At 69.9% G+C, this 20,992-nt stretch carries 19 protein-coding genes and 3 pseudogenes; 4 read left to right on the top strand and 18 right to left on the bottom strand.

The window, feature by feature from the left end; translation table 11 throughout:
• The first annotated feature begins 27 nt into the window (after window positions 1–27).
• A pseudogene (locus QEG98_RS32005) lies at window positions 28–1,493 on the top strand (pentapeptide repeat-containing protein).
• Between the two features lie 97 nt (window positions 1,494–1,590).
• Here the strand turns inward: QEG98_RS32005 and QEG98_RS32010 are convergent.
• The 5 genes from QEG98_RS32010 to QEG98_RS32030 form a co-directional block, all read right to left on the bottom strand.
• Entirely contained in the window at window positions 1,591–2,184 is a 594-nt protein-coding gene (locus QEG98_RS32010) for an MOSC domain-containing protein (protein ID WP_316563978.1), read from the bottom strand.
• Between the two features lie 37 nt (window positions 2,185–2,221).
• Window positions 2,222–3,199, bottom strand: coding sequence for an MBL fold metallo-hydrolase (locus QEG98_RS32015; protein ID WP_316563979.1), 978 nt, complete (start codon window positions 3,197–3,199; stop codon window positions 2,222–2,224).
• 118 nt (window positions 3,200–3,317) lie between these two features.
• On the bottom strand, window positions 3,318–4,259 hold the full coding sequence (locus tag QEG98_RS32020; protein ID WP_316563980.1) for a DMT family transporter: 942 nt from the start codon (window positions 4,257–4,259) through the stop codon (window positions 3,318–3,320).
• A gap of 113 nt (window positions 4,260–4,372) precedes the next feature.
• Window positions 4,373–4,861 (bottom strand): GNAT family N-acetyltransferase, encoded by a 489-nt coding sequence (locus QEG98_RS32025; protein WP_316567998.1) that lies wholly within the window; start codon window positions 4,859–4,861, stop codon window positions 4,373–4,375.
• Window positions 4,849–5,349: a hypothetical protein gene (locus QEG98_RS32030; RefSeq protein ID WP_316563981.1), complete on the bottom strand. Its 501-nt coding sequence runs from the start codon at window positions 5,347–5,349 to the stop codon at window positions 4,849–4,851. The genes QEG98_RS32025 and QEG98_RS32030 overlap by 13 nt, the downstream gene beginning before the upstream one ends.
• A 190-nt stretch (window positions 5,350–5,539) precedes the next feature.
• On the opposite strand from QEG98_RS32030, the gene QEG98_RS32035 reads away from it, so the two are divergent.
• On the top strand, window positions 5,540–6,058 hold the full coding sequence (locus tag QEG98_RS32035; RefSeq protein ID WP_316563982.1) for a cytochrome c oxidase assembly factor Coa1 family protein: 519 nt from the start codon (window positions 5,540–5,542) through the stop codon (window positions 6,056–6,058).
• A 77-nt stretch (window positions 6,059–6,135) separates the two neighbouring features.
• Here the strand turns inward: QEG98_RS32035 and QEG98_RS32040 are convergent, their stop codons facing one another.
• The 4 genes from QEG98_RS32040 to fsa form a co-directional block, all read right to left on the bottom strand.
• Window positions 6,136–7,101: an electron transfer flavoprotein subunit alpha/FixB family protein gene (locus QEG98_RS32040; protein WP_316563983.1), complete on the bottom strand. Its 966-nt coding sequence runs from the start codon at window positions 7,099–7,101 to the stop codon at window positions 6,136–6,138.
• A 36-nt stretch (window positions 7,102–7,137) separates the two neighbouring features.
• Window positions 7,138–7,935 carry an electron transfer flavoprotein subunit beta/FixA family protein gene (locus tag QEG98_RS32045; RefSeq protein WP_090492340.1) on the bottom strand — a complete coding sequence of 266 codons (798 nt, stop codon included), beginning with the start codon at window positions 7,933–7,935 and terminating at the stop codon, window positions 7,138–7,140.
• 117 nt (window positions 7,936–8,052) lie between these two features.
• Window positions 8,053–9,189, bottom strand: a complete 1,137-nt coding sequence (locus QEG98_RS32050; protein ID WP_090492338.1) for an acyl-CoA dehydrogenase family protein — start codon at window positions 9,187–9,189, stop codon at window positions 8,053–8,055.
• A 189-nt stretch (window positions 9,190–9,378) separates the two neighbouring features.
• A complete protein-coding gene (gene fsa, locus QEG98_RS32055; RefSeq protein WP_011555873.1) occupies window positions 9,379–10,050 on the bottom strand; it encodes a fructose-6-phosphate aldolase in 672 nt (223 codons plus the stop codon).
• Window positions 10,051–10,416: 366 nt separating this feature from the next.
• Between fsa and QEG98_RS32060 the strand changes: the two genes are divergently transcribed.
• A complete protein-coding gene (locus tag QEG98_RS32060) occupies window positions 10,417–11,241 on the top strand; it encodes an SIS domain-containing protein (protein WP_410478090.1) in 825 nt (274 codons plus the stop codon).
• Window positions 11,242–11,324: 83 nt separating this feature from the next.
• Here QEG98_RS32060 and QEG98_RS32065 read toward each other — a convergent pair.
• The 9 genes and pseudogenes from QEG98_RS32065 to mutM form a co-directional block, all read right to left on the bottom strand.
• Window positions 11,325–12,663 (bottom strand): annotated as a pseudogene (locus QEG98_RS32065) (hypothetical protein).
• Entirely contained in the window at window positions 12,660–13,184 is a 525-nt protein-coding gene (gene folK, locus QEG98_RS32070) for a 2-amino-4-hydroxy-6-hydroxymethyldihydropteridine diphosphokinase (protein WP_011555876.1), read from the bottom strand. Before folK ends, QEG98_RS32065 begins: the two are co-directional and overlap by 4 nt.
• Complete coding sequence (locus QEG98_RS32075; protein WP_090492332.1) at window positions 13,181–13,951, bottom strand: fumarylacetoacetate hydrolase family protein; 771 nt, start codon at window positions 13,949–13,951, stop codon at window positions 13,181–13,183. Before QEG98_RS32075 ends, folK begins: the two co-directional genes overlap by 4 nt.
• Window positions 13,948–14,761, bottom strand: a pseudogene (gene dapB / locus QEG98_RS32080) (4-hydroxy-tetrahydrodipicolinate reductase). The gene QEG98_RS32075 and the pseudogene dapB overlap by 4 nt, the downstream one beginning before the upstream one ends.
• Window positions 14,762–14,800: 39 nt before the next feature.
• Window positions 14,801–15,688 (bottom strand): 4-hydroxy-tetrahydrodipicolinate synthase, encoded by an 888-nt coding sequence (gene dapA / locus QEG98_RS32085; protein WP_316563985.1) that lies wholly within the window; start codon window positions 15,686–15,688, stop codon window positions 14,801–14,803.
• Window positions 15,689–15,704: 16 nt separating this feature from the next.
• A complete protein-coding gene (gene lysA / locus QEG98_RS32090) occupies window positions 15,705–16,946 on the bottom strand; it encodes a diaminopimelate decarboxylase (protein WP_316563986.1) in 1,242 nt (413 codons plus the stop codon).
• Window positions 16,943–17,191, bottom strand: a complete 249-nt coding sequence (gene lptM, locus QEG98_RS32095; protein WP_316563987.1) for an LPS translocon maturation chaperone LptM — start codon at window positions 17,189–17,191, stop codon at window positions 16,943–16,945. Before lptM ends, lysA begins: the two co-directional genes overlap by 4 nt.
• Before the next feature lie 2 nt (window positions 17,192–17,193).
• Window positions 17,194–19,005, bottom strand: coding sequence for a TIGR04551 family protein (locus tag QEG98_RS32100; protein WP_316563988.1), 1,812 nt, complete (start codon window positions 19,003–19,005; stop codon window positions 17,194–17,196).
• 76 nt (window positions 19,006–19,081) lie between these two features.
• Entirely contained in the window at window positions 19,082–19,954 is an 873-nt protein-coding gene (mutM, locus tag QEG98_RS32110) for a bifunctional DNA-formamidopyrimidine glycosylase/DNA-(apurinic or apyrimidinic site) lyase (RefSeq protein WP_410477873.1), read from the bottom strand.
• Window positions 19,955–20,158: 204 nt separating this feature from the next.
• Here mutM and QEG98_RS32115 point away from each other — a divergent pair, with 204 nt between their 5' ends.
• Window positions 20,159–20,983 (top strand): M48 family metallopeptidase, encoded by an 825-nt coding sequence (locus tag QEG98_RS32115; RefSeq protein ID WP_090492318.1) that lies wholly within the window; start codon window positions 20,159–20,161, stop codon window positions 20,981–20,983.
• Window positions 20,984–20,992 lie beyond the last annotated feature (9 nt).

Consider the following 20,992-nt stretch of genomic DNA (forward strand, 5'->3'; position numbering starts at 1 on the left):
CCAGACCATACGAATAATCCCGGGTCCATGGCGAAAGCCCCCAGTATCGAGAAGCTTCTTCAGAGTGGCTCGGCGGAATGGAACCGGATGCGGAAGTCCGGCCAGGTCGCCACCGACCATACCGGCGCCACCTTCACTCAACTGTTCTCCGCCAACACGGACCTGTCCGGGCTGGGCCTCATCGGCTCGGAATGGGACCGGTGCGACCTGTCCAAGGTCAACTTCCGGGACGCGGACCTTTCCAATGCCTACTTCCACGGCGGCCGGCTCCAGGACTGCGACTTCCGGGGTGCGAACCTCGAAGGCGCGACGTTCGAGAAGCTGAAGCTGCTGCGGTGCGACTTCACGGGCGCCAAGGGGCTCGACGACATCGAGATGGACGACGTGGACATGGACCGCGTCGTCGGTCTGGACGGCGAGGAGGCCCCGCCGCCTCCGCCGCCCCCCGCCCAGGGCATCACCGCCTTCACCCGTGAGCAACGGGAGAAGGCGCTGGGCGTACAGGCCGCCGCGGCGCTCCAGGGTGAGCCCGTTGGCGACGAGCTGCCCCCTTCCGGCCCCAGGACCCTCCTGGCTCGCTCTTCTTCCGGGCGCTGAAGCGGATGGGCGTGCCTCCGCTGTGGGTGCTGGACGTGCCGGGCCTGCGCCCGCTCCTGCCGCAGCGGCTGCCCCCGGGCAGCTCGCTGGAGACGCTCTACCGTGAGGCGGTCAAGACGCGGCTGGAGAACAAGAAGCCCGCGGCGGACCCGGCGGTGGTGGACCGCGCGCAGAAGGCGCTCCGCATGGGCGCCAAGGACGCCCCGGTGGCGGCCATGTACCTGCGCGAGGTGGGCGTGCTGCCCCTGTTCCGCTTCTCCGCGGCGCAGGTGCTGAAGGGCGCGCTGCGGGAAGAGGTGGAGGTGGATGACCTGACGGGCTCCATCGACCCGCGCACCACGGGCGCGCTCCTGGAGCTGCGCTTGACGCACGAAGTCGTGGAGCACCTGCAGGAGGCGCGGCGCCGGCTGGCGGCCACGCAGCTCTACACGTCGCTGCTGGAGGCGGGCTTCAACCCGGAGAACAACTGGGACGAGGCGCTGGAGTCGAGCGACGCGTCGATGGAGCTGGCGCAGCTGGCCACGGGTGAGGACCGCAATGCCCTGCTGGAGGGCTTCCAGGTCTTCGCGGCGCTGCCGGACGAGGCCCGGCTGCGGCGGCTGGCCTACCTGGCCGAGTCCGTCACCAACCTGGAGCTGGTGAGCCGGCTGCCGGAGGGCATGGAGCCGTCGTGGCTCACGGGCCCCGAGACGCGCGAGTGCCACGAGCGGGAGATGACGTACGTCCAGTCGCTGAAGGCGGAGGAGATTCCCGCCAAGGTGGCGGCGCTGGCGAAGGAAGAACTGGGCGTGCCCGAGGGTGAAGTTCCCGAGGAGAGCGACGGCGACCTCTTCGTCCACCTGCGCTGTGACGTGTGTGGCAAGGAGAAGCTCATCGTTCAGTCACCGGAGGAGTAACCGTCCGGTGCAAGCCGAAGCCCGCGGGGCCGCGGGGTCCGGGACACGTTCCGGACCTGGCGGCCCCGTGGTGTTTCTGAAGCACGGATTCGCGGTGCTACACGCCGGACGCAGGCAGCACGTACGTCACGGGCCTGGGCAGCACCACCTTCACGGTGTCCCCCGCGCGGATGATGCCGGGGCGCTCCACCCAGGCCACCAGGCCCCGGCGCTGCCATGCGGCCTTCACGAAGCGGCTCGCCAGCTTCTGCACGTCCGGATGATGGGCCTCGATGACGCGCCCGGGGCCGATACAGGGCTCGTTCTCCCCTTCCACCACCAGCGTCGTGTCCTCCGGGAAGAACAGCCGCGTGCCCGGAGGCAGGTGCGTCAGCCGCGGCACGCCCGCCACCTCCAGGTTCGCGCCCAGCCACGACGCCAGCACGCGCGGAATGCCGAGCGTCTCCGCGACCTGCGCCAGCTCCTCGCTCGACACCAGTGAGAACTGCCGCGTGTTGCGGATGGGCGTCCCCTTGGGGAACCACGGCGTGCGCACGTCCGCCGCTCGCGTCAGGCCCGCGTGGCGGTCGCCCTCCAAGCCCTCGAAGGACACCCGCGCCTCGGGCAGCTCCTTCGTGACGAAGCTCTTGCGCTCGGTACACACGAGGACGCGCACGATGCGTCCTTCCCACTGCGGCGTCTTGCGGGCCATTGCCGTCCTTCTACCGAACCCCGTCTCCCGCCGCCTGTCAGAACAGCCCGAGCTGCTGCGGCTTCCCGCCCAGCGGCCGCGCGTCCATCCCCGCGTCGCGCAGCGCCTGCGCCAGCTCCTCCGCGAAGCCATGGCACGTCAGCACCTCCCGCGCCCCCGTGGACTTCGCGTAGGACACCAGCCCGGGGAAGTCCGCGTGGTCCGACAGCGGAAAGGCCACGTCCGCGCCGTACCGCCGCACCGCGCCCCGGTCCACCGCCCACCCCGTCAACACCGCCGTCGCCCGAGGCCACAGCGGTGCCAGCGCCCCGCCCCGCGCGTGGTGCGGCGGGAAGAAGAGCACCTCACCCGGCTCCACCTTTCCGTCGTAGCAGCGCAGGTTCTCAATCGGCACGCCCAGCTCCGCGTAGAGCTGCGCCACCTCGTAGATGGAGGAATGCGCCACCAGTGGGAAGCCGCGTCCCGCCAGGTGCTTCATCGCCTCCTGGCTCTTGCCCAGCGGATAGCCCAGCAGCACCGGCACCGCGCCGCGCTCCAGTTGCATCCGCAGCCACGCCTCCACCTGCCCCAGCACCTCCAGACGCGGCGGGAAGCGGTAGCGCGGATGACCAAAGGTGGACTCGATGACGAGCGTGTCGCACTCCGCCACCTCCGTCGCCTCGGCGGTGAGCGACGGCGCCACGTTGAGGTCCCCGGTGTAGACGATGCGGCGCCCATCCGGCCGCGTCACGCGGAGCTGCGCGCTGCCCAGGATGTGCCCCGCCGGCAGCAACTCCAGCACCAGCGGCCCCAATTCGAAGGGCTGCCGGAAGGGCACCTCGCGCGGCTCACGCACCGGCCCCAGGCGATGCGTCATGAAACGCAGCGTCGCCGCCGTGGCGATGGTGCTCTCGTGCCGGGCGATGTGGTCCGAATGCCCGTGACTCACGAAGCACAGCGGCGACTTGCGCTTCGCATCCAGGGACAGGGGGGTGCCCGTCAGGTGCATCCCGTTTCGCCGCAGCTCCACACTCATGGGAAGGGCCCCGGGTATAGCGCGTCCACTCGCCGGTGGCCGCCTTCACTTCACCCCCTGCCCGCCCGGCTGGTGGACAGGCCCCAGATGGCTGCGCGCACGCCCCGCGGCAGGGGCGCTACCGCGCGGGCGCCCTCGCACGCCACCACCCCCAGGCCGCCGCCCCCACCTCCGACATCAACACGCCCGACAGGATGAGCGCGCCGCCCAGCCACTCCCGAGGCCCGAGCGTCTCGTAGCCCAGCAGCACCGAGTACAGCGCGGCGAACACCGACTCCAACGAGTAGATGAGCGCCGCGCGCACCGCCGTGGTGCGCGCCTGCCCCCATGTCTGGAGGCTGATGGCCACCGCACTGGCGAACACACCGCAGATGAGCACCGCCCCCACGAAGGACGGATGCCACACCACGCGCCGCTCCACGAAGGGCAGGCACAGCGCGGACAGCAGCGCCACCGTCCAGAGCTGCACCGCCACCAGCCCCATCACCCCCTGCTTCGGCGCATGCCGCTCCGTCATGAGGATGTGACACGCGTAGGCCACCGCGCCGCCCAGCGACAGCACATCTCCGGACGACAGGCCGCCACTGCCAAGCCCTCCGTCCGGCTGCGTGAAGAAGTAGAGCCCCACCGCCGCCGTGCCCACCCCCAGCAGCGAGGTGAACTTCGGCGCCTTCCGGTAGAGCACCATCGACAGCAGCGGCACCAGCAGCACGCACAGCCCGGTGATGAACGCCGAGCGCGAAGGCGTGGTGGTGGTGAGCCCCACCGTCTGAAGCGAGAACCCCAGGAAGAGGAAGGTGCCCAGCATCGTGCCGATGCGCAGGTTGCGCGCCGTCAGCACCTGCCGCCCCGCCAGGGTGCTCAACACCACCGCGCCCACGATGAAGCGCAGCGTGAGGAAGCTGAACGGGTCGCCGTGCCCGAGCGCGCCCTTCACCACCACGAAGGTGATGCCCCAGAACGAAGTGATGAGCGCCAGCGCCCCATCCGCGCGAAGTCGCTGCGACCGCGACGAGGGCCCCGTGCCCCCCTCCAGCATGTCGGACGTCGAGGTGCTCATATCGCGCGGCCCACCGGAGAGGATGACGCCGGGCTCGCCGGTGACGTCACGGCGGCCACGGCCGCGGGCTTTTTGACGCAGCCAGGGCGGCCGCGCAACCTCCGGCGGCGCACCTACAGGGTGCGCTCGACGACGACCAGCCGCTTGGAGCGGCCCGTGGCATCCCAGGCCTCGTTGGCCTGCTGGGTCAGCGTGGCGCCCGCCCGCTGGAACGCCAGCCGCTCGAACGTGCGCAGCGACGCCGTGTTGTCGTCGTCCACGTCCGCGAAGACGTGCGACTGCCCCTGCCGTCGGGCCTCCTCCATCAGGCACTCCAGCAGCCCCGTGGCCACGCCCATTCGCCGCACGCGGGGCGCCACCACCAGGGAGCGCACCCAGACGCCCTCCAACTGCAAGCCCTCCTGCCGGTAGGAGTCCACCCAGGCGAAGCCGTGCATCCGTCCCTGGGCGTCGAAGGCGCCCGCCGCGGCGCCCCGGCGCTCCGTGTCCTGCAGGCCCCAGCGCTCGCGCAGCTGACGGCGCAGGAAGCCCGGAGACACCACCAGCCGCTCACTGGCGAAGGCCAGGAGCGCGTCCAGGTCGCCGGCCGTCAGGAGCCGCACCTCCAACGGCCCCACCAGGCGGCGACGAAGCGGCAGCGACCATCCGGCGAAGAGGAAGTCCCACACCCCCGAGACACTAACCGGGTCCGAGGCCAGGCCCACGCCGTGGACGCGGCCTGCTGCGCCAGCCGCAGCGCCGGACGCAGCGGTCTGGGCAGCGGAACCACCCAGCGGCCCCTCCGGATGGCCACCACCCGGCCCAGCGTCACGCCTCCCGGGGCGTCCTGGGGCCCCAGCAGCGAGGCCGTCCGCCACGGCCGCGTGGACACCACCACGTGCGCCACCAGCTCGCGCCCCTGCCGCATCAGCGCGACGTCCCCGGTCGCCAGCGAGCCCGGGCCACAGCGCATCACCCGCACCGAGTCCCCGGCCCGCAGCAGCGGAAACAGGCTTCGCCCCGCGCCACGCACCCACAGCCGGTGCCCCGGAGGCAGTGCCTCCAGCACGTCCAACAACACCTCTGCGGAGGAGGATCTGCGCGAAGGCATGCGCCCAGCCTCACGTGCTCCCCCGGCCCTTGGGAGCACTCGCGAAATCTACCTGTTGCCCGGTACACACACCAACCGCTGGCGGTGCCGGACGGCTTCCACACGTTCCCCGCGAGCCTCGGGAGCGAATAAGAGGAAGCCGCGCGTGAAGTGGGAGGAGGCGGCCATGGACACAGCACAGGAAGGTTCAATGGCGCCTCGGCCTGGCTGGTGGAGCCGCCACTGGCGCTGGGTCCTTCCGCTGGGATGCCTGGGGCTGCTCGCCTCGTGTATCGGCCTGGGCGTGCTCGCCACGTACCTGGGCTTCTCCTCCCTGGGGCAGTCCGACGCGCACCAGGAAGCCGTGGCCATCGCCAGCGGCGACGCGCTGGTGCAGCGCGCGCTGGGTACGCCCATCGAAAGTGGCCTGCCCCGGCGCAGCGCCGTGCAGAGCCGCAACGGTGTCTCTCGCGCGCAGTTCTCCCTCCCGCTCGAGGGGCCCCATGGCAGGGGCACGCTGCATGCGCAGGGTGAGAAACGCGGAGACGGCCCCTGGCAGTTCAACCACCTCATCGTCGCCCTGGGCGACGGCACGCTCATCGACCTGCTCCGGGCTGAACCACCCAAGCGCCCCGAGCTGCCACTGCCCGCCGAGCCGCCCTACGCGGACGAGGCCCCGGAGCCCGGAGACGTGGCGCCGCGCGACGCGGGCCGCGACATCGAGCTGTGAGGTGAAAATGCGAAGGGGCGGCGCGGGGAGGTCCCCACGTCGCCCCTTGCGTCAGGACACGTCCGTGCCCTCCGGTCCTACTTCAGCTTCGCCAGCTCCGCGCGCAGCTCGGGCAGCACCTTGAAGAGGTCCGCCACCATGCCGTAGTCCGCCACCTGGAAGATGGGGGCCTCGGGGTCCTTGTTGATGGCGACGATGGTCTTCGAGCTCTTCATGCCCGCCAGGTGCTGGATGGCGCCGCTGATGCCCGCCGCGATGTACAGCGCCGGAGCCACCACCTTGCCCGTCTGGCCGACCTGCAGGTCGTTGGGAACCCAACCCGCGTCGCACACCGCGCGGGACGCGCCCACCGCGGCGCCCAGGTCGTCCGCCAGGGCTTCAATCTCCTTGAAGTCGCCCTTGGTGCCGCGACCACCGGAGATGACGACGCGAGCCTCGGTCAGCTCGGGACGCGCGCTCTTCACTTCCTTGAAGTCGACGAACTTCGTCTTGGAGGCCTCGACCTTCGGGCTGAAGGTCTTCACCTCGGCGGCGCCCTGACCGCCAGCGGCGGCGGGGAACTCGGTGGCGCGCAGGGTGAGCACCTTCACCGGCGTGGTGAGCTTCACGTCGGCGAAGACGTTGCCGGCCCACATGGGACGGGTGAAGGTGATGTCCGCGCCGCTGCCGTTGATGGCCATGACGTCGGTGGCCATGGCGGCGCGCAGACGGCCGGCCACGCGGGGCAGCAGGTCCTTGCCCTGCGCGGTGGACGCCATGCCGATGTAGTCCGCCTTCAGCTCCTGGGCCAGGGCGGCGATGGCGGGCGCGTAGGTCTCCGCGAGGTAGTGCTCCAGTTCGGCGGCGGCGCCCAGGTGGACGGCCTTCGCGCCGTAACCCTTGAGCTCGTCAGCGACCTTCGAGGGGTCCTTCCCCACCAGGGCGATGTGAAGCTCACCACCGGCCTTCTCCGCGAGCTGCTTGCCGGCGGAGATGGCGTTGAGGGTGGCCTTGCGGAGGTTCCCGTCCGGCTGCTGCTCGGCGACAATGAGAACGATAGGCATTTGGATGACTCCGTAGAGAGTGTGCGGAAGGGCCGCTCAGACGACCTTCGCCTCGTTGTGCAGCTTCTCGACCAGGGCAGGAACGTCCGCGACCTTGATGCCGGCCTTGCGCGCCGGGGGCGCGGACATCTTCAGGACCTGGATGGCGGGGGTGACATCCACGCTCAGCTTGGCCGGCGTCAGCTCCTCGATGGGCTTGCTCTTCGCCTTCATGATGCCCGGGAGGCTGGCGTAGCGCGGCTGGTTGAGGCGCAGGTCCGTGGTGACGACGGCGGGCAGTTGGCACTCCACCGTGGCGAGCCCGTTGTCGACCTCGCGAATCACCTGCACGCTCTTCTTGTCGGCGGAGAGGACGATGGCGGGAACCTTGTTCTTCTCCTGCTCGCTCTCCATGGACTCCACCTTGGAAGCGAACGTGGCCTGGCCCCAGCCGAGGAACTCGGCGAGGTACTGGCCCACCTGGTTCTGGTCATCGTCGATGGACTGCTTGCCGAGGATGACGAGGTCCGGCTGCTCCTTCTCCACGACCTTCTGGAGCAGGGCCGCAATGCCGAGCTGGTCCACCGGGCCGGTGTGGTTCACCCACACGGCGCGGTGCGCACCCATGGCCAGGGCGTGCCGGAGCTGCTCCTGCACTTCCTTGCCACCGATGGACACCACGACGACCTCGCCCTGGTGCTTCGCGACGAGCCGAAGTCCTTCTTCGACGCCGATTTCATCGAAGGGGTTGATCTTGTACTTCAGCCCCTCCTGAACGATGCCCGAGCCATCCGGCTTGACCTTGATCTTCGACTCGGGGTCTTCCACGCGCTTGGCGGTGACGAGGATCTTCACGGCGGTGCTTCTCCTTACGGGGAGGAGTTTGGAATCTGGAAAAAACGGTCTGGGTTAATAGGCATTGGCGCGTCGCGGCGGCAATGGGAAACGGCCGCCGGACGCAGTGCCGCGGCGCTACTTGAACAGTTCCCGCGCGATGACGAGCCGCTGGACCTGGCTGGTGCCCTCGTAGACCTGGATGAGCTTGGCGTCGCGCATCAGCTTCTCCACGGGGTACTCCTTGATGTAGCCGTAGCCGCCGTACACCTGGACGGCGTCAGTGGCGACCTTCATGGCCATGTCCGCGGCGAAGCACTTCGCGTAGCTGGACTGGAGGGAGTTGCGCTTGCCCTCGTCCAAGAGCCACGCGCTCTCGTAGGTGAGCATGCGCGCCGCGTGGGTGTTCATCGCCATGTCGGCAATCATGAACTGGATGGCCTGGTGCTCGATGATGGGCTTGCCGAAGGTGCGGCGCTGGGTGGCGTACTCCATGGAGTGCTCCAGCGCGGCGCGGGCGATGCCCACGGAGAACATGGCCGTCAGCGGGCGGCTGTTGTCCAGCGTGGCCATGGCGATGGCGAAGCCCTGCCCCTCTTCGCCAATGCGGTTGGCCACCGGGACGCGCACGTCCTCGAACGTCAGCGACACCGTCTCGCTGGCGCGCTGGCCCATCTTGTTCTCGTGCTTGCTGACGGAGAGCCCTTCGGGGCGGCCCTCCACCACGAAGCAGGTGATGCCCTTGTGCTTCTTGCCCTTATCCACCGTGGCGAACACCGTGTACTGGCTCGCCTGGCCACCGTTGGTGATGAAGCACTTGGCGCCGTTGAGGACGTAGTGGTCTCCGTCCAGCCGCGCCGTGGTCTGCATGTTGGCCACGTCGCTGCCGGCCTCGGGCTCCGTGAGACAGAACGAGGAGAACTTCAGCTTCTCCGTGAAGGGCGTGAGCAGCCGCTTCTTCTGCTCCTCGGTCGCGTGGAGGATGATGGGGAGGTTGGCCAGGTCGTTGGCGATGATGGACGTCGCCACGCCCGCACAGCCCCAGCTCAGCTCCTCGGCGACGATGGTCTGGTCCAGATGGGACAGGCCCACGCCGCCGTACTCGGCGGGTATCGCCATGTTGAGCAGCCCCAGCTCCCACGCGGTCGTCAGCAAATCGAGTGGGAAGGTGGCCGTCTCGTCGTAGTGGGCGGCCTTCGGACGCACCACTTCGCGGGCGAACTTGCGTGCCGCGTCCTGCAGCGCGCGCTGGGCGTCGGTGAGCTGGAATTCCATGGGGACCTCGTGACGGGTTCGGCTCGTTGACTCGGGAGTCAACGAATACATGCCGCGGCGCGAAATCGCCAGTGCAACCCGCCGGGAAGCGGAGGAGGACGGGCTCCATTTTTCTCAAAAAAACAGGCCCCAACCCCGCAGAGGGATTGGAGCCGTGAAAACCGCCGTTAGTCTGTATTTCCCGAGGGACTATTTGGCCGCGGGCGGCTTGGCGGCCTTGGGGACCTTCTCCCAGTCGGCCAGGAACTTCTTGATGCCGGCGTCGGTGAGCGGGTGGTTCGCCAGCTGGGTGATGACGTTGTAGGGCAGCGTGGCCACGTCCGCGCCCAGGCGGGCGGCCTGGAGCACGTGCACGGGGTTGCGCACGCTGGCCACCAGCACCTGCGTGTTGAAGTGCTCGTAGTTCCGGTAGATTTCCAGGATGTGGGAGATGAGCTCCATGCCGTCCTGGGAGATGTCATCCAACCGGCCCACGAAGGGCGACACGTAGGTCGCGCCGGCCTTGGCACACAGCAGGGCCTGGTTGGCGGAGAAACACAGCGTGACGTTGGTGCGGATGCCCTCGGCGGTCAGCGCCTTGGTGGCCTTCATGCCCTCCACGCCCATGGGAATCTTCACCACGACGTTGTCGTGGATCTTCGCCAGGGAGCGGCCTTCCTTGATGAGCTCGTCCGCTTCCATGGACACACATTCGGCGCTGATGGGGCCATCCACGATGGAGCAGATTTCGCGGATGGTCTCCTCCAGGCCCCGGCCCACCTTGGCGAGCAAGGACGGGTTGGTCGTCACTCCGTCCACGCAGCCCATGGCGTGGGCCTTGCGAATCTCCTCCACGTCGGCGCTGTCGATGAAGAACTTCATCTCGTCCCTCTCTTGAAGGTGGAATGTGCCCCGGCCAATGGAGGCCGGGCGAGCAGGCGCGTAACCGATGCCCCCCCATGCGTCAAGGGTGGCCACCGCGGGGGTGCGGAGGTAGAAGGCCGGACACTGAACATGGCCCGCCCTTCCCGCTCCGCCGCCAAGAAGCCCCGCCTGCGCGCCCTCCCCGGCCGTCCCGCACAGGCACCTGCCGTTCTTCCCGACGCAGAGGCCACGCTCGCCTACGCGCGGAGCGTGCTGGAGGCCGAGGCCCGCGCCATCCTCGGTGTGACGGAACGTCTGGGAGACGACTTCCTGCGCGCCGTGCAACTGGTGCGCGAATGCCGCGGCCAGGTCATCGTCACCGGCATGGGCAAGGCGGGCCACATCGGCCAGAAGCTGTCCGCCACGCTGGCCTCCACGGGCATCCGCTCCGTGTACCTCCACCCCGCCGAGGCCGTGCACGGAGACTTGGGCCGCGTGGGCCGGGGCGACGTCATCCTCGCGCTGTCCAACAGCGGCTCCACGGAGGAGCTGATTCGCCTGCTCCCCTCCTTCAAGCGGATGGAGACGCCCGTCATCGCCCTCACCGGCGACGCGAAGAGCCCGCTGGGCCGCGGCGCGGACGTGGTGCTGGACATCGGCGCCATCGCGGAGGCCTGCCCCATGGGCCTGGTGCCCACGGCCTCCACCGCCGCGCTGCACGCGATTGGCGACGCGCTGGCGATGACGGTGCTGCGCTCGCGGCCCTTCGGCACGGAGGACTACGCGCTGCTGCATCCGGGCGGGAAGCTGGGGCGCTCCGTGCAGCGCGTCTTCGAGCTGATGCGCACCGGCAACGCCAACCCGCTGGTGCGCGACACCTCGCCCCTGTCCGCGGTGGTCGGGGTGATGACGAAGACGCCGGGCCGTCCGGGCGCCGCGTGCGTGGTGGACAAGGCGGGGAAGCTGGTGGGCATCTTCACCGACGGCGACTTGCGCCGCCGCGTGGAGGCGGGCCTCACCGACTTCACCGTGCCCGTGCGCGAGCTGATGGGGAAGAACCCGCGCTGCGTGACGCCGGAGACGCTGGTGCTGGCCGCGGCCACGCAGATGCGCGAGCTGCGGGTGGACCAGCTCCCCGTGGTGGACGTGGAAGGCCGCGCCGTGGGCCTGCTCGACGTGCAGGACCTGCTGGCCGCGAAGTTCGTCTGAGGCGTGGGCCGCGGAGGGCCGCCGCGCGGTCCTGCTGAACGTGCAGGACCCGCTGGCCGCGAAGCACTTCGAGCGCGCGGGTGCTACTTGCCCAGCTTCGCCTGGAGGCTCGCCTTGTTGGGGTAGTCCGGCGCGTCGGTGGCGAGCTTCTCCCAGAGCGCCTTGGCGCCCTTGTCGTCGCCCTTGGCCTTGAGCGTGTCGCCCAGCTTCTCCACGGAGAGCGGGTCGGTCTGCACGGCCACGCCCCACACGCGCACCGCCATGGGACGCTCCAGGGACACCAGGGCCCAGGCCATGCCCGCCTTCGCGCGCCCGTTCTCCGGCTGGAAGGGAACCACGCGCGTGTAGTTGGCGAGCGCTTCCTGGTACTGGCCCTTCGCCAGGAGTTCCTCGCCCTCGTCCACCAGCTTCGCCAGGCCCTGCTCCAGCTCCGGCGTGCGCTCGGTGCTCTTCACCGCGTCCACCATCTCCTGCGACAGCGGCCGCGGCGCATCCGGCGCGGCGGCGGCGGGCGCCTGCGACAGGCGGATGCGGCGGTCCTCCGCGCGCGAGGCGAGCAGCTGCTTGCGGCCCCCGCCTTCACGGTCTCCTCCACCAGCGCCACCATCCGCTTCGCCATGGGCGCGCGGAACGAATCGGGGTACGTGGTCGCGACCGCCTCGAAGCCCTCGCCCGCCTTCTTCAGCGCCGCCACGTCGTCGCCCTTCGTCTCGAAGAGCAGCGCCGCGCGCGCGTAGAGGGCCTCCTCGTGCAGGGGCTCCACCTCCAGCACGGCGTCGTAGGCCACCAGCGCCTTGCCGCTGTCGTTGGACAGGTAGAGCGCGTTGGCCTGCATCACCGCTACGTCCAGCACCGGCGCCAGCGCCACGCGCGCACAGGCCGCCGCGCCCGCGGTGTCCCCTTCTTCGCGCGCGCCTGCGCGGCGGCGCCCATGTCCTCCACCGGCATGTTCGGGGTGAAGCCGCAGCCCGCCGCCTCCGCGGTGGGCACCGCGGCCTTGCCCAGCTTCTTGCGCTGCGCCAGGAACAGCTCCCGCGTGGGCTGGGCGCGCGCCAGGGCCTGCTGAAGGTAGGTGCTGGCGTCCGCGTTGCGGCCGTTCACGTAGTACAGGCGGCCCAGCGACGCGGCGATTTCGAAGGTCTTCTCACGGTCCGCCAGCCCCTCCGTGGAGTCGAGCTGGCGCAGCAGCTCCTCCGCGGACGGCGGCGCCCGGCCCGTGCCCGACATGGGCGGGTGGCCCGGGGGCAGCTGCTCCGGGCTGATGCTGGGAGCCGCGCCCTCCGTCGGCGGGTGGCCCTCCGGCATGCCAGAGGTGGCGGGGGAGGCCGTGGTCCCCGGAGGGATGACCGGGTGGCCGGGAGGCAGCGTCGAGGGCTGGGCGGTCAGCAGCGCCGCGGTGGCCAGGGCAAGGGACAGGTTCATGTGTCGTTGCTCGAGTAGCTCGCTTCCGGCCACCACGTGGCCTCGCTCCTGCGGACATCCTGCGGGGCGAGTTTCCCGAGGAGCTCCTTCACCGACATCCCCAGTACCGGATGACGCAGGTGGGGCGCCAGTTCAACGAGCGGCTCCAGGGCGAAGCGGCGCTTGTGCAGCTCCAGGTGGGGCACCTGGAGCGTGGGGTCGGCCACCACCTGTCCCTCCCAGAAGAGGATGTCCAGGTCGATGGTGCGCGGGCCCCAGCGCACCTCCCGGGTGCGGCCCAGGTCCTTCTCAATCTGCTGAAGGATGCAGAGCAGCCGCTGCGGCGGCAGGCCACACTCCAGGGCCACCACCGCGTTGAGGAAGCGCGGCTGCGGCGGCCCCACGGGGGCGCTGTCGAAAAGCGAGGAGCAGTGGAGCACCGCCACCGCGTCGATGCGGGACAGCGCGGACAGGGCGGCGACGAGGTGATTCTCGCGCTCCCCCTCGTTGGAACCCAACCCGACGTAGACGGTGTCGCTCACGGCTCCATCTCAACAGGGTTCACCAGGGTTCCGATTCCCTCCAGCTCCACCTCCACCGTGTCCCCGGCCGACAGCTTCCCCACACCCGACGGCGTCCCGGTGCTGACGATGTCCCCGGGCAGCAGCGTCATGATGTGGGAGATGAACGACACCAGGCGCGCGGGACTGAAAATCATGTCGGACGTGCGGCTGTCCTGGCGCACCTGCCCGTTCACCCGGCACACGATGCGGAGGTCGTCGGGAGACAGGCCCGTCACCGCCCACGGCCCCGCGCACGCGAAGGTGTCGTAGCCCTTGGCGCGGGTGTGCTGAATCTCGCGGCGCTGGACGTCGCGCGCCGTCACGTCGTTGAAGCACGTGAGGCCCCAGATGGCGCGCGCGGCGGTGGACTCGTTGGCGTTCTTCAGCTTCTCGCCGATGACGAGCGCCAGCTCCGCCTCGTAGTGGACTTCCTGGCTCGCCTTGGGGATGCGGATGGGCGAGCCCGTGCCATTGAGCGCCGTGGAGGGCTTGGTGAAGATGAGCGGCTCGGGCGGCACCGGCTTGCCCATCTCCTCCGCGTGCTTGCGGTAGTTCTGACCGATACACACGACCTTGGACGCGTCCGACGGCACCAGCAGCGTCAGCGAGGACAGCGAGCGGTGGATGCCCGTCTCCTTCGCGCCGGCCCAGGGCGCGGCGGTGAGGACCACCACCTCGGAGCCTTCCACCCGGCCGTGGTGCGCACGGCCCTCATGCAGGAAGCGGCAGTAGCGCGCGGTCGTCATGAAGTCCTCTGGAAGCCGAGCACGTCGGCCATGTCATGGAGACCCGGCGCGCGCCCCACCACCCAGCGCGCGGCCCTCAGCGCGCCAGCAGCGAACTGGTCTCGGTTGGTGGCGCGGTGCGTGAGCTCGATGCGCTCGCCCTCACCAAAGAAGTACACGGTGTGCTCGCCCACCACGTCGCCGCCCCGCAGCGTCTGCACACCAATCTCGCGCGCGGGCCGCGCGCCAATCTGCCCATGCCTCGCGAAGGTGAGGTCCTCCTGGGTGCGCCCCAGGGCCTCCGCCAGCACGTCCGCCAGCCGCAGCGCGGTGCCGCTGGGCGCGTCCTTCTTCATGCGGTGGTGCGCCTCCAGCACCTCCACGTCGAAGCCCGGCCCCAGCACCCGCGCCAGCTCCGCCGCCATGCGGATGACCAGGTTGACGCCCACCGACATGTTCGGCGCGGCGACGATGGGCACCGCCTTCGCGCTCTCCGCCAGCGCCGCGGACGCCTCCGGCGTGAAGCCAGTGGAACCCACCACCAGGGCCACGCCGCGCGCGGCACACCTTCGCGTGCGCCACGCTCAGCTCCGCGCTGGTGAAGTCGATGACGACGTCCGCCTGCGCGGCGTCCAGCGCTCGCTCCAGGCTGTCCACCACCGTCACGTCCACCGGGCCCAGCCGCGTCGCCACCCCGGCGTCCTGGCCCACCGAGGCACTGCCCGGCCGCGCCGTGCCGCCCACCACCCGCAGGTCTCCCGAGTCGCGCGCCAGGCGAAGCAACGTGCTGCCCATGCGGCCGGTGATGCCGGTGATGACGGTGCGAATCATGTCTGCCGCGCTCCAGGTAACGGCGGGATGAGGGAAAGCTCAGCCCGTGAGCAGGCCCAGCTGGCGCAGGGTGTCGCGAAGCTTCGCGGCGTTGGGCTCGGTCATCTGCACCAGGGGCAACCGCATTTCGGGCCCGAACAATCCCATCACGTGCAATCCCCACTTCACGGGCGTGGGGTTGGACTCGATGAAGAGCAGGCGGTGCAGCTCGTTCATCCGCACCTGGAGGTCGCGCGCCACCGCGACATTCCCCGCGCGCGCCGCCGCCACCAGGTCCGCCATCATCCGCGGCGCCACGTTGGACGACACAGAGATGACGCCCTTGCCGCCGCAGGCGATGAAGGGCAGCACGGTGAAGTCGTCACCGGACAAGAGCGTCATCCGGTCGCCGCACTTCTCCAGGATGTCGATGGCCCGAGGCATGCTGCCGGTGGCCTCCTTGAGCGCCACCACCTCGGGGATGTCACACAGCCGCAGCACGGTGTCGGGCAGCAGGTCCACGCCCGTCCGGCCCGGCACGTTGTAGGCGATGATGGGGAAGCCCGGGTGCGCCTTGGCCACCGCGCGGTAGTGCTCCAGCAAGCCCGCCTGCGTGGGCTTGTTGTAGTAGGGCGTGACGATGAGCGTGCCGTCCGCGCCCGCGTCGCGCACGCGGCGCACGCCTTCGATGGTCTCCGCGGTGCTGTTGGAGCCGGCGCCGCCCACCACCGTCACGCGGCCCTTCGCCTCCTCCACCACCACCTTCACCGCGCGGGCCCGCTCGTCGGCCGTCATCGTCACGGCCTCGCCGGTGGTGCCCATGGGGACCAGCACGCTGGTGCCCCCTTCAATCTGCTGGCGGACCAGCGCCCGGTAAGCGGGCTCATCGAGCGCTCCGTTGCGAAACGGAGTGGCCAGCGCCGTCATGGAGCCTTCGAAGGTCTTCATGCCGGCGCTTATACGTTCAGGCCCGCTCGCCGCGCCAGAGATCCTCGACGCGCTCCCGCTCCCGGACCACGCGCCACGCCGCACCGTCCACCAGCACCTCGGCCGGGCGTGGCCGGGAGTTATAAGTGGACGACATACTCATGCCGTACGCGCCCGCGCTCATGAAAGCGAACAACTCGCCTGCTTGCGGAAGCACCAGGGGCCGCGCCTTCGCCAGCACGTCGGTGGATTCACACACCGGCCCCACCACGTCTACCTCCACCGCCTTGCCCCGCCGCTTCACCAGGGGCTGAAGGCCGTGGTGCGCCTCGTAGAGCGCAGGGCGCAGCAGGTCATTCATGCCCGCGTCCACCACCACGAAGTGCCGCGCTGGCGTCTTCTTCCGATACAGCACGCGCGTGAGCAACACGCCCGCGTTGCCCACCAGTGCCCGGCCGGGCTCCAGGATGAGCGTGGCCCCGGTGGAACCCGCCGCGGCCAGCACGGTGCGGGCGTACTCCTCCGGAGACGGCGGCGTCTCGTCCGAATAGGTGATGCCCAGCCCGCCGCCCACGTCCAGGTACGCCAGCGGATGGCCCTGCGCCTTGAGCGCGGAGTACAGGCCCGCCACCTTGGACAAGGCCGCGCGAATGGGCGCCGTCTGGGTGAGCTGCGAGCCGATGTGGCAATCCAACCCGGCGGCCAGCAGGCCCTTCATCTTCTTCGCGCGCGCGTAGAGGGCCACCGCCTCCTCGAACGGCACGCCGAACTTCGACGTCTTCAAACCGGTGGAGATGTAACGGTGCGTGCGCGCATCCACGTCCGGATTCACGCGGAGGGCGAACGGCGCGCGGCGCCCCAGGCGGCGGCCCACCGCGTCCAGCGCCTCCAGCTCCTCGGCGCTCTCCACGTTGAAGAGGAGGATGCCCGCGGCCAGCGCCGTCTCCATCTCCTCCTGCGTCTTGCCCACACCAGCGAACACCGTCTTCCCGGCGTCCCCGCCCACATGCCGCACCCGGGCCAGCTCACCGCCGGAGACGATGTCGAACCCGCCGCCCCGCTCGGCGATGAGCCGGAGGATGGCCAGGTTCGAGTTGGCCTTCACCGAGTAACAGATGAGGTGCGGCCGGTCTCCGAAGGCCTCCGTCACCACCCGGATGTGCCGGGTGAGCGTGGCGGTGGAGTACACGTAGGTGGGCGTGCCCACGGACTCGGCGATGGCCGCTAGCGGCACATCCTCCGCGTGGAGCACGCCCTTGCGGTAGGCGAAGTGATTCACGGGGCTCCCGCGTCCTCGGACTCCGGCGGTGACAGCGGCGTCTCCACCCCGGTCTCTGGCGTGGGAGACAGTGTGGGCCCCGACGGCTCCAGGGGCCCTCGCTCCGACTCAGGGGGCGGCGGCTGCGTCTGCGTCGCGGGCGCTGGCGGCGGCCCGGGTGGCCGAGGCGGCCCCTTGATGCCACACGCCGCCAGCATCAGTGACACGCTGGCGGCCACGCACACCCGCGCGAGGACCTGGCGCATGGCTAGAACTGCATCCCCAGCCACGCGCGGATGGTCTGCGGCGTGTCCAGGTCGTTGCGCAGCGTCTCGCTGAACTCCTGCAGGCCGCTCATCGGGAACAGGATGCCGTAGGCGATGCCGGCGATGAACCCGTCCTCCGTCTTGTAGTCCGCACCCACGTTGACCTCCAGGCCCAGCGCCTTGTTCGTGAAGGACGGCGTGGACTGCGCGTACATGGCCTGCGAGTAGATGACGCGGCCGTAGATGTCGAAGCCCTCGGTGATGGTGTACTTCGCCGACGGGCGGACATAGAACGCGTCCGTCACCCCGACCAGCAGCTCGCGCCACAGGATGAGGTCGATGCGGTAGTCGCGGTTGAAGCGGAAGTTGCGGATGGCGTTGTCCGCGCATCCACCCACGTCGCAGGCGTACTGCGGGCCCTCGAAGTCACCCTCCACCGTCCGACCGTTGGTGCCCGAGCCCGGGCGGCCCGGCTGGTTGCCGAAGCCCGCCGCCTTGTCACCGGAGGCGAAGCCCAGCTCCATGTTCAGCGACAGCTTCTGGTCCAGCAGCCGCAGCTCGCCCTGCGCCACGCCGCCGAACTGGGCCACGGTGAGGCTCTGGTTGAGCGTGGGGTCGTTGATGCCGCCCACGTCCAGCGCGCGGTTGCCGATGCGGCCCAGTTGGGCGGCGGCCTCGAACTCCAGCCGCCAGTTCTTCTCCTCGTACTTCAGCCACAGGTCCGGCACGAACAGCGTCGCGTCCCGCGGGATGAAGCCGGTGTTCTGGCCATTCGTGGTGGAGCCGTCGTACTCCCACTTCTGGGTGCGGTAGGTGAAGTGCAGGCCGTACTGGAGCACGCCCTGGTTGTTGTCCAGCTTGGAGCGGATGACCTGGTCGGTGTCCCGGCGCGCGATGGCAATCACCCAGCTGTGCGAGTCATCGGACTGGGTCAGGTCGATGGGCTCTCCCACGGTGCCGCGCGTGTCGGTGACGCCCTCCGAGTTGAAGTCCACCATCGGCGTCACGTACCAGCCCTCGAAGGGGTTGGTGACGAACTGGACGCGGTCCACGGTGTCGCCGAAGTCGCAGTCGAAGCAGGTGCCGTCGTTGCGCAGCATGCCCAGGCCCCACTGGCTGCCCATGCGGCCGAAGCGCAGGATGCCCACCGGCGTCTTCACCTCACCGTAGGCGCGGCGCAGCTTGATGGAGTCCTGGAGCGCGTCCGCCAGCGGGTCCTGGCTCTCGGAGAAGATGCCGAAGAGGTTGCGCGTGTTGCCGGGCAACAGCGTGTCCGGCATGGCGCCCATGATGAAGTTGTCCAGGCCGAGGACCTCCATCTTCAACGCCACCTGCTCGGAGATGTTGAAGGTGGGCGCCAGGCGCACGCGCATGGTGGCGAAGGACTGGGTGTTCTCCTGCGGGCTGCGAGGCGAGCGCGGGAAGAGTTCCCGGCCGGGCGCCTTGCCCAGGTCGAACTTGTAGAAGAGCGTGGGGCGGACGCGGAAGTAGCCGTCGAGCGTGAAGACCTCGAGCTTGCGCTTCTCCTCCGGGAACTCCTCGGCCCACTCGTCCGTGGCGCCAATGGACTGCTTGGCGGCCTCGGCGCGAATCTCCTCGCGCAGCTCCTCCTTCAGCGCTTCCAGGTCGTCACGGCTGACGCCCTCGCGAGTGGAGGACACAGGCGCGGTCTCCGCGGGAACAGACTCCGCGGGGGCGGCGGGAGCAGCGGGTGCGGCTTCCGCGGGCGCGGGCGGGCTACCCTCCGGCACCGGCGTCTGAGCGGTGGCCGTGGACGAAGCGACGAGTAGCGCCGCCAGCAGGGCGTGAGACATGGGCAACGATCTCCAGGGCCACCTGGGGCGGCCGGGTCTGAAAGGCGGGCGATTCAAGCGACGGGACCAAGGGGTGTCAACGCTTACCAGGGCGGGCCTTCGCGCCGTCAACGGCCGGCGCCCCCGCCTCACTTCGGCGTCCGTCCTCCGGCTGGCACCGGGGGCAGAAGTGGGTGGTACGGCCTCCCTGGGTGAAGGACTCGACCCGGGTGCCACACTGGGAGCATGGGCTCCCCGCGCGGCCGTACACCTGGAATGGATTCTCCGAGCGCCCCTCCTCCAGGTACACCGGCTCCTCCCCCTCCTGCTCCTTGAGGCCGAAGTCGATGGCGGCGCGGATGGCCTGGACCAGGCGTTTCCACTCGTCCGGCGTCAGGGAGCCGGGCTGGCGCGAGGGGTGGAGGCCCGCGCGGAAGAGCGCCTCGGCGGCGTGGATGTTGCCCAGGCCGGAGATGCGCTCCTGGTCCATCAGCGCCACCTTCAGCTCCTTCCGGGAGGAGCCCACGGCCTGCTGGAGCTGCCCCGCGGTGAGGCCATCCGCCAGCGGATCCCTCCCCAGGATTCGCACCGCGTCCAGTTCCCGCAGGCGCGCGGCGGGCGCCGGCTCCAGGCGCCCGAACATTCGTGGATCGGAAAAGTGGATGACATGGCCGTCGTCCAGATGGAACCGGGCGCGGCTGTAGGGCGCCACCTGCCCCTCGGTGCGGCGGACGAACTTGCCCGTCATTCCCAGGTGCCCCATCAGCCCCTTGCCGCCCTCGAAGGCGAAGAGCAGGTACTTGCCCCGGCGGACCAGCGACTCCAACCGGCCCGTCAGCGTGTCGAACTGCTGGCGCTCGGCGCCTCGGAAGATGCGGGTGTTCTCCGACTCGGCACGCACGAGGCGCCGGTCGCTGAACCAGCGCACCAGGTTGCGCCGCGCGATTTCGACTTCGGGTAGCTCTGGCATCCTGCGGGGCACATACACCGGCGGGCGTCCCCACGCACCGCCTACCTGCCGGGCAGTGAACACGGGTGGGGGGGCGGCGCGAAAGCCGGATGCCCGGATGCTTGCACCACGTGGCCCTTGAAGGCAGGTGCCGATGTGGGCCAGCGTCGCGCCTTCCGCGGAGCGACGCGGCGTAGACCTCTGGAAAGAAAGGCAGCACTCGTCATGCAGCGCATCCTCGTGGCGGTACTGGGAGTCACCCTGGCATTGGGCCTGTCGACGGGCTGCGCCAAGCAGCGCATCTCCGCCGAGAAGGCCGTGGCCCGCACCCTCATCTCCGACGAGCAGGAGGAGCAGCTCGGCAAGCAGGTCAAGGCGGAGCTGGAGACGAAGGAGAAGATCAAATACGTGCAGAACGCGGCCGTCGTCGACTACGTGCGCGGCATCTCCGCCAGCATCCTGAACCAGGCCTCCAAGGACCGGCCCGGGGTGAAGTGGAAGATCAACGTCATCGACGACCCGAAGATGGTCAACGCCTTCGCCACGCCCGGCGGCTACCTGTACGTCTACACCGGCCTCATCCTGGCCGCGGACACGGAGGCGGAGCTGGCCGGCGTCATGGCGCACGAGGCGGGCCATGTCGTGGGCCGTCACTCCGCGCGCGCCATGGTCAACCAGATGGGCCTGCAGGCCATCACCCAGGCGGCGCTGGGGCAGAACCCGGGCACCGTGGCGCAGATCGCCGCGTCGCTGGTGAGCGGCGGCACGCTGCTGGCGCACGGCCGCGGCGAGGAGATTGAAGCCGACGAGTACGGCGCCCGCTACGCCTCCGGCGCGGGCTACGACCCGCGGGGCCTCATCACCTTCTTCGAGAAGCTCCAGAAGGAGCAGGGCGACACGCCCGCGCTGATGAAGTGGCTGAGCACGCACCCCACCAACAGGGATCGCATCGCGAACATCCAGAAGATCATCTCGCAGAAGAAACTGCGGGGCAGCAACAACGGCCCGGGCGGGCTTCCCGCCATCAAGCAGGCCCTGGGCGGAAAGTAGTTCCCCAGC

It is taken from the genome of Myxococcus sp. MxC21-1 (genome assembly GCF_032612255.1).
GTDB lineage: Bacteria > Myxococcota > Myxococcia > Myxococcales > Myxococcaceae > Myxococcus > Myxococcus virescens.